This is a genomic window from Neobacillus cucumis (assembly GCF_002860255.1).
GTDB classification, from domain to species: domain Bacteria; phylum Bacillota; class Bacilli; order Bacillales; family Cytobacillaceae; genus Neobacillus; species Neobacillus cucumis_A.
In genome coordinates this window covers 89,321-95,933 of sequence record NZ_PGVE01000044.1, presented here as the reverse complement: position 1 = coordinate 95,933, position 6,613 = coordinate 89,321, and the positions used below count along the sequence as shown (strand labels likewise).

The window sequence follows — 6,613 nt, the reverse complement described above, 5'->3', positions numbered from 1 at the left end:
CGTGTGCTCTTCCGATCTCGGCCGGCTCGTCTTATGCTTGTCGGGGCTAGGAAAAAATGAACTACTTTTTTCCCTGATCAAGGCACTTGCGCTTTTCTTATTGGACACTTTATATTTGAGGTGAGAAAATTGAACTTTTTATTAGTTGGGATTGCTGGCATTATTGGGGCTTTATTACGTTATTTTTTAGGCGTTTACTTTGGGCAGTGGTGGTTTCATGATTTCCCATTAGCTACATTTGTTACAAACATGGCCGGGAGTTTTATATTAGGATGGTTTACAAACTTCTTGCCGAGATTTAAATCTTTACATCCTCATGTCATAACGGCATTGGGTACTGGACTTATTGGCTCTTTTACGACGTTTTCAACTTTTAGTGTAGAAACGGTTCATTTAATTAGTGCGGCTAAGTGGGGAACAGCCCTTCTTTACGTACTTCTCAGTCTGTGGGGTGGTCTCTTATTTTCTTGGATGGGCTATCGGTTAGGATTAACAGCAGATAAAGCAGCAGAAATCGTTAGAGGTGAAAAATAATGATCACGAATATAGCTTTGGTTGCGGCCGGAGGATTTTTTGGAGCCCTGTCCCGATTTGGTTTAAGTAAATTGATAAAAAGAAGGTATCCCTCTACTTTTCCAATTGCTACTTTCATCATAAATTTGCTGGGTTCGTTTTTATTGGGTTTAATCTTTGGTGCAAATTTAGAGAATACCTGGAGATTACTCCTGGGCACAGGTTTCATGGGAGCATTTACAACATTTTCAACCTTTAAGCTAGAGAACATCCAGTTACAAGCGAACAGAAACTGGAAAGTAAGTATTTTATATTTAGGACTTAGCTATACATTGGGGATCGTCCTAGCGTTTATAGGAATAAAACTGGGGTGAGCGAGGGGGAGCAAGGGGACGGTTCTCATGCTTCCGAAGCATGAGAACCGTCCCCTTGCTCATAAAAAAAAGTTTTGTGAAAGCGTTGACAGTTTTTCGTTATCGTAGTATTGTATAAACAAGAAATCGATAACAAAAAACTTAGGATTGTTACTGGTCAGGCAGGCAAAACCTAAATCACATGAACGTTTTGAGCATGTTGCTCGAGCTATCCGTGATTTTGGTTTTGCCTGTCTTTTTGTTTTTTGTTATTGTTCCGCGCGCGAATTCTATTATTCTATCTATTTTAAATTAATGGAGGGCATGAACATGAAGTATGAGAAGTTAGCTAAAGACATACTTGAATTAGTTGGTGGAAAAGAAAATATTAATAGTGTTTTCCACTGTGTAACAAGACTCCGTTTCAAATTGAAAGACGAGAATATCGCGAAAACAGAGGAAATTAAAAACTTAGACGGTGTTGTTACGGTCATGAAAAGCGGCGGACAATATCAGGTTGTTATCGGAAATCACGTGCCAGATGTGTATGCCGCAGTATTAGAAGTTGGCGGTCTTAGCGGAGTGAGTGAAAGCGCTTCAAATGATGATGGTAAAAAAGTCGGCCTAGGTGCCAAATTCATCGACATGATCTCAGGAGTGTTTACTCCAATCTTAGGTGTATTAGCTGCAACAGGTATGCTTAAAGGTTTCGCAGCCTTAATCTTAGCATTGCATTGGGTTGAAGCAACATCTGGAACGTATAACTTATTAAATATCGCAGGAGATGGATTATTTACCTTCTTACCAATCTTCTTAGGTTACACAGCCATGAAAAAATTTGGCGGAACGCCATTCATCGGTATGGCCATTGCTGCAGCGCTTGTTCATCCAGGTCTAGCAGCATTGTCAGCAGGAAAGCCGCTTTACACTTTATTTAAAGGAAGCTTATTCCAATCTGATATTCATATAACATTTTTAGGAATTCCAGTAGTCTTAATGAGTTATGCATCAAGCGTTATTCCAATTGTTTTAGCAGCATTTTTTGCGGTAAAGGTAGAAAAAGGATTTAAGAAAGTGGTCCCTGATGTTGTTAAAGCATTCCTAGTTCCATTCTTAACGATTATGGTGATGGTTCCATTAACCTTCCTAGCCATCGGACCAGTCGCAACATGGGCTGGCAGTTTACTAGGTGCAGCAACGATTTGGATTTATCAATTAAGCCCAATTGTGGCTGGTTTAATCCTTGGCGGTTTCTGGCAAGTATTCGTTATGTTTGGTCTTCACTGGGGACTTGTTCCAATTGCAATGAACAACATTACATCTTTACATTACGACCCAGTTTTAGCGACAGTCACTTTTGTATCTTTTGCACAAACGGGTGCAGTTTTAGGTGTTATGTTAAAAACCAAAAACAAGAAGTTGAAATCTCTAAGTATCCCAGCGTTCATTTCAGGTATTTTCGGTGTAACAGAACCAGCAATTTACGGGATTACCTTACCGCTTAAAAAGCCTTTCATTATGAGCTGTATCGCTGGTGGAATTGGCGGCGGTCTGATCGGTGCTTTTGGAAGCAAATTATGGATGTTTGGCGGAATGGGAATTTTCGCTATCCCAAGCTTTATCAAACCAGGTTCAGGACTTGATATGGCTTTCTGGGGAGCTATGATTGCGATTGTCGTATCTTTCGTACTAGGATTTGTCTTCACGTATCTGTTTGGATTCAAAGACCCAGCAAGCAAAGAAGAAACAAAAGTAGCAGTGAAAAAAGCAGTTGGACCAGTAGCAGTAGTTAGTCCAATTAAAGGTGAAATCGTTCCTTTATCTGAAGTCAAAGACCAAGTATTTTCAACTGAAGCAATGGGTAAAGGTGTAGCGATTAACCCATCTGAAGGAAAAGTCTTTTCTCCTGTCAATGGAGAAGTAACTCTTTTGTTTAAAACAAAGCATGCGATTGGTCTTACATCTGAAGATGGTGCTCAAATCCTCATTCATGTTGGGATGGATACGGTTGAATTAGATGGAAAACATTTTACTGCCCATGTGAATCAAGGGGATGTTGTAAAAGCCGGGGATTTATTAGTTGAATTTGATGTAGAAGCGATTAAAGCAGCTGGCTATCAAGTCATCACACCGATTGTTGTTACAAACACTCCAGATTATCAGGAAATTAAAGTATTACAAGCAGGACAAGTGGATAAAAATGAAAAGCTATTAGCGCTTGTGTAATTCCAGGTTCAATCTATAACGAATATGGTTTCGGTCTTGATGCCGGAACCATATTCAACCAATCATTTACTCGGAGGTATAAATCATGGCAAATTTTAAATTTCCTAAAAACTTTTTATGGGGCGGTGCCACCGCAGCTAACCAATTAGAAGGTGCTTATAATGAAGGCGGCAAAGGATTATCCATTTTCGATATGGTTAAATTTGTACCGAAAGAGGAACGCGGAAATGATCCTGAGATGGATGTTCGAAGCGAAAAGGAATTAGAAGAGTTATTATCCTTAGGGGATGGGGAAAACTTTCCAAAACGACGCGGAATTGATTTTTACCACCGTTATCAGGAAGATATCGCCTTGTTTGCGGAAATGGGTTTTAAAGTCTTCCGTATGTCTATTTCTTGGCCGCGTATTTTTCCAAATGGAGATGAGCTAACTCCTAATGAAGAAGGTCTTGCTTTTTATGACAAAGTGTTTGATGAATTACAAAAATATGGGATCGAACCTTTGGTTACTCTATCACACTATGAAATTCCTCTTAACCTGGTTCAAAAATACAACGGCTGGGCGGACCGCCGCGTTATTGAGTTCTTTGTCCATTATGCAGAAACCGTTTTTAACCGTTACAAAGATAAAGTGAAGTATTGGTTAACTTTTAATGAAATCAATATTTCTCAATTCTCACCTTATATCGGTTCTGGTATTCTTATTGACCGCGTGGAGCATAAGGAACAAGCCGTTTATCAAGCGCTTCACCATCAGTTTGTGGCTAGTGCAAGAGCGGTTAAGGCTTGCCATGAAATCATTCCTGGTTCGCAAATCGGCTGTATGTTAGCTCGTATGGAGGTATATCCAGAAACCTGCAATCCTCGAGATGTACTAACCGCATTGGAAGAAGATCAAAAGAATCTCTTCTTTACAGATGTTCAGGTGCGCGGCTATTATCCAAGCCATATGTTAAGCTATTTTGAAAAAAATAATATCCAAATCAAGATGTTCCCTGGCGATGAAGAGATCTTGCTGCAGCACCCTGTGGATTTCCTTTCATTTAGTTACTACATGACGATGGTGGCGAGCGGTGATCCTGCTAAATTGAAACAAAAAGGGAACTTCTCCAGCGGAATTCTGAACCCATATCTTGAAACATCGGATTGGGGCTGGCAAATTGACCCTACAGGCTTAAGAATCACCTTAAAAAAATTGTATGACCGCTATGAAGTGCCTTTATTTATTGTAGAAAATGGCTTAGGTGCATATGACAAGGTTGAAGAAGATGGTTCGATTCAAGATGATTATCGAATTGATTATCTGCGTGAGCATATCAAAGCAATGGGAGACGCCATTCAGGATGGAGTTGATTTAATCGGATACACCACTTGGGGTTGTATTGATCTAATCAGTGCGGGTACCTCTGAAATGTCTAAGCGTTATGGTTTCATTTATGTTGACCAAGATGATTATGGTCATGGCACCTTAAAACGGACACCTAAAAAATCGTTCCATTGGTATAAAGACGTCATCGCGTCCAATGGAGTAAATTTATAATTGTGCAAGAGTGTGCAAGGGGACGGTTCTCATGCTTCGGAAGCATGAGAACCGTCCCCTTGCTTCTTGCTTCTTGCTTTTGCCCACACGTCCATTCGACTCTCTGAATACAATGACTCTTGAGATTGTCGTATGGAGGGAATGGATGATATGAAGAAACGCCAATGGATTTGGAGCGTTGTTTTAATTGCGATCTTGGTTATTCCTATACTTCTCGTATTCTTCAACCATAATACTCCTCAAGTGAAGCTCCAGTCACCGAAAGCAGTCCAAGATGCTGCAGCCACACCGCAAAGCGAAAAACCTGCTAATCATTCCACTACTAAAGGTAATCAAGCCCAAGAAAAGCCCCTAAAAGAAGAAAAACCAGCACAAAACAAGCCAGCCATCGTCTGGGGAGTTGACACTGCTTCTGGTGTTGACCAAGCATTTCTGCAGTGTGTGAAAAAGAATTATGGAGCTCCAAGTGTATTCGGAAGATATTTGGAGACAAAGGGTGATGTATCCATTGGTTTGACAAAGGGAGAAGCTGATTTACTCCATAAGCAAGGCATTAAGATCTTACCGATTTTTAATCATTTTACAGAAGCTGTTGGCTATGACAAGGGGGCAGCTGAAGCTAAAGAAGCCATTTCCTATGCCCAAAAACTAGGAATACCTAAGGGCGTTGCCATCTTTGCTGATATCGAACCCACTTATCCAGTCGATGCGGCATTTATTCAGGGATGGGTGGACACGTTAGCCCATTCGCCATATAAGCCAGGAATCTATGGTGTTTTCACACCAGATAGTAAGCTGTCCGCTGCTTATCAAGCCGCTGCTTCAAAAAATAAAAATGTGAAAGATCAAACCATCCTCTGGAGCAGTAACCCAGATCCTGGAGTCTCAGCGAAGAACAAGGCCCCTGCCTTCAACCCTGGAGCTCCAAAGAATATCAATATCTCGATTTGGCAATATGGAATTGATGGCAAAGCTTGTAATATAGACACGAACCTCATTCAGTCTACTGTAATGGATCAATTGTGGTAAAAAAAGATGATATACGCTGCTCCCGTATATCATCTTTTTTAATTGAATTCCGTATAGTACTAGTGTTGTGTAAAGAATGGCTCTAAGCTCTCGGCCGTCACTCCGTTTGATACACCTTTTCGTGAGAAACGCCAACTATATGAAGGAACGGTATCTCTCAATTCAAATACATCCGCGTTTTTCTTTCCTTTCTCATAGTAAGTCCACTCGACGGAGAAATCTTTCAGCTCGCGCTGCAAAGCATGGTTTGCCATCTCTATGACCCTAGCTGTTTCCTTTTTTTTATCAAAGGATTTCTCGATCTGCCCGATAAACACATACTCGCTCATCAGGTGTTTGTGTTTTTGATAGATTTCTTCATATGTATCTTCCACGCTATATTGCTCTGCTATTTCTTCAGGGATGTGAATGTTTACCGCGTAGGTGATGTTCCCGAATTTACTCATAAAAGGCTCCCAAGATTTAATTGCTTCACTTCTCCATTTGGTTTCCTTAAAAGATTCATCCACTAGTTTTCCATTCTCTGAAACGAAAACCTGGAACTCTAAATCTTTGTTTCCTTTTGGATAAACTTCAGCTGAATACATGCCTTCATCATCACCTAATGCTTTTTCATAGATGATATGATTGACTATGAAATCTTTTCCGTACTTAGACGATAATTGTTTTAACATACCTTTCTTCACTTCTTGCTGCTTTACCGGTCCGTAGTAGAAATAATCTGCTAGAAAACCTGCGAGTATAAATAAAATAAAAAAAAGACCGGTGATCATAATAAATTTTCTCATTGAACCCCTACACTTTCATTGAAATGATTTTCAGCCCAACCCTCTCTTAACAGATCGTTTTCTTCCTATTTTAATATTAAGAGATATGCAGGAGAAAATATAGGAAAATATTCACAAAAAAGGGAATTTACTATTTATCGCCGTTAGAGCAATTAAAAAAGCGA

At 40.0% G+C, this 6,613-nt stretch carries 6 protein-coding genes; 5 read left to right on the top strand and 1 reads right to left on the bottom strand.

Translation table 11 applies throughout. The annotated features are described in order from the left end of the window. Positions 1 to 129 precede the first annotated feature (129 nt). The 5 genes from crcB (CVD27_RS12455) to CVD27_RS12435 all read left to right on the top strand — a co-directional run bounded on the left by crcB (CVD27_RS12455) (position 130) and on the right by CVD27_RS12435 (position 5,661). Positions 130 to 534: a fluoride efflux transporter CrcB gene (gene crcB / locus CVD27_RS12455; protein WP_101648231.1), complete on the top strand. Its 405-nt coding sequence runs from the start codon at positions 130 to 132 to the stop codon at positions 532 to 534. Beyond that, on the top strand, positions 534 to 887 hold the full coding sequence (gene crcB, locus CVD27_RS12450) for a fluoride efflux transporter CrcB (RefSeq protein WP_101648230.1): 354 nt from the start codon (positions 534 to 536) through the stop codon (positions 885 to 887). Before crcB (CVD27_RS12455) ends, crcB (CVD27_RS12450) begins: the two co-directional genes overlap by 1 nt. Positions 888 to 1,196: 309 nt before the next feature. Continuing rightward, positions 1,197 to 3,092, top strand: a complete 1,896-nt coding sequence (locus CVD27_RS12445) for a beta-glucoside-specific PTS transporter subunit IIABC (protein WP_101648229.1) — start codon at positions 1,197 to 1,199, stop codon at positions 3,090 to 3,092. Between the two features lie 85 nt (positions 3,093 to 3,177). Continuing rightward, positions 3,178 to 4,632, top strand: a complete 1,455-nt coding sequence (locus CVD27_RS12440; protein WP_101648228.1) for a glycoside hydrolase family 1 protein — start codon at positions 3,178 to 3,180, stop codon at positions 4,630 to 4,632. Positions 4,633 to 4,782: 150 nt separating this feature from the next. Next, positions 4,783 to 5,661, top strand: a complete 879-nt coding sequence (locus tag CVD27_RS12435) for a glycoside hydrolase domain-containing protein (RefSeq protein ID WP_180960252.1) — start codon at positions 4,783 to 4,785, stop codon at positions 5,659 to 5,661. 59 nt (positions 5,662 to 5,720) lie between these two features. On the opposite strand, the gene CVD27_RS12430 is transcribed toward CVD27_RS12435, so the two are convergent. Further along, the gene (locus CVD27_RS12430; RefSeq protein ID WP_101648226.1) at positions 5,721 to 6,449 is read right to left on the bottom strand and encodes a hypothetical protein; all 729 of its coding nucleotides are present in this window, start codon (positions 6,447 to 6,449) and stop codon (positions 5,721 to 5,723) included. Between the last annotated feature and the right edge of the window lie 164 nt (positions 6,450 to 6,613).

What these genes read in the sequence shown, in the direction of transcription:
- crcB (WP_101648230.1), top strand. Translation starts at nt 534, where the DNA reads ATGATCACGAATATAGCTTTGGTTGCGGCCGGAGGATTTTTTGGAGCC.
- CVD27_RS12445 (WP_101648229.1), top strand. Translation starts at nt 1,197, where the DNA reads ATGAAGTATGAGAAGTTAGCTAAAGACATACTTGAATTAGTTGGTGGA.
- CVD27_RS12440 (WP_101648228.1), top strand. Translation starts at nt 3,178, where the DNA reads ATGGCAAATTTTAAATTTCCTAAAAACTTTTTATGGGGCGGTGCCACC.
- CVD27_RS12435 (WP_180960252.1), top strand. Translation starts at nt 4,783, where the DNA reads ATGAAGAAACGCCAATGGATTTGGAGCGTTGTTTTAATTGCGATCTTG.
- CVD27_RS12430 (WP_101648226.1), bottom strand. Translation starts at nt 6,449, where the DNA reads ATGAGAAAATTTATTATGATCACCGGTCTTTTTTTTATTTTATTTATA.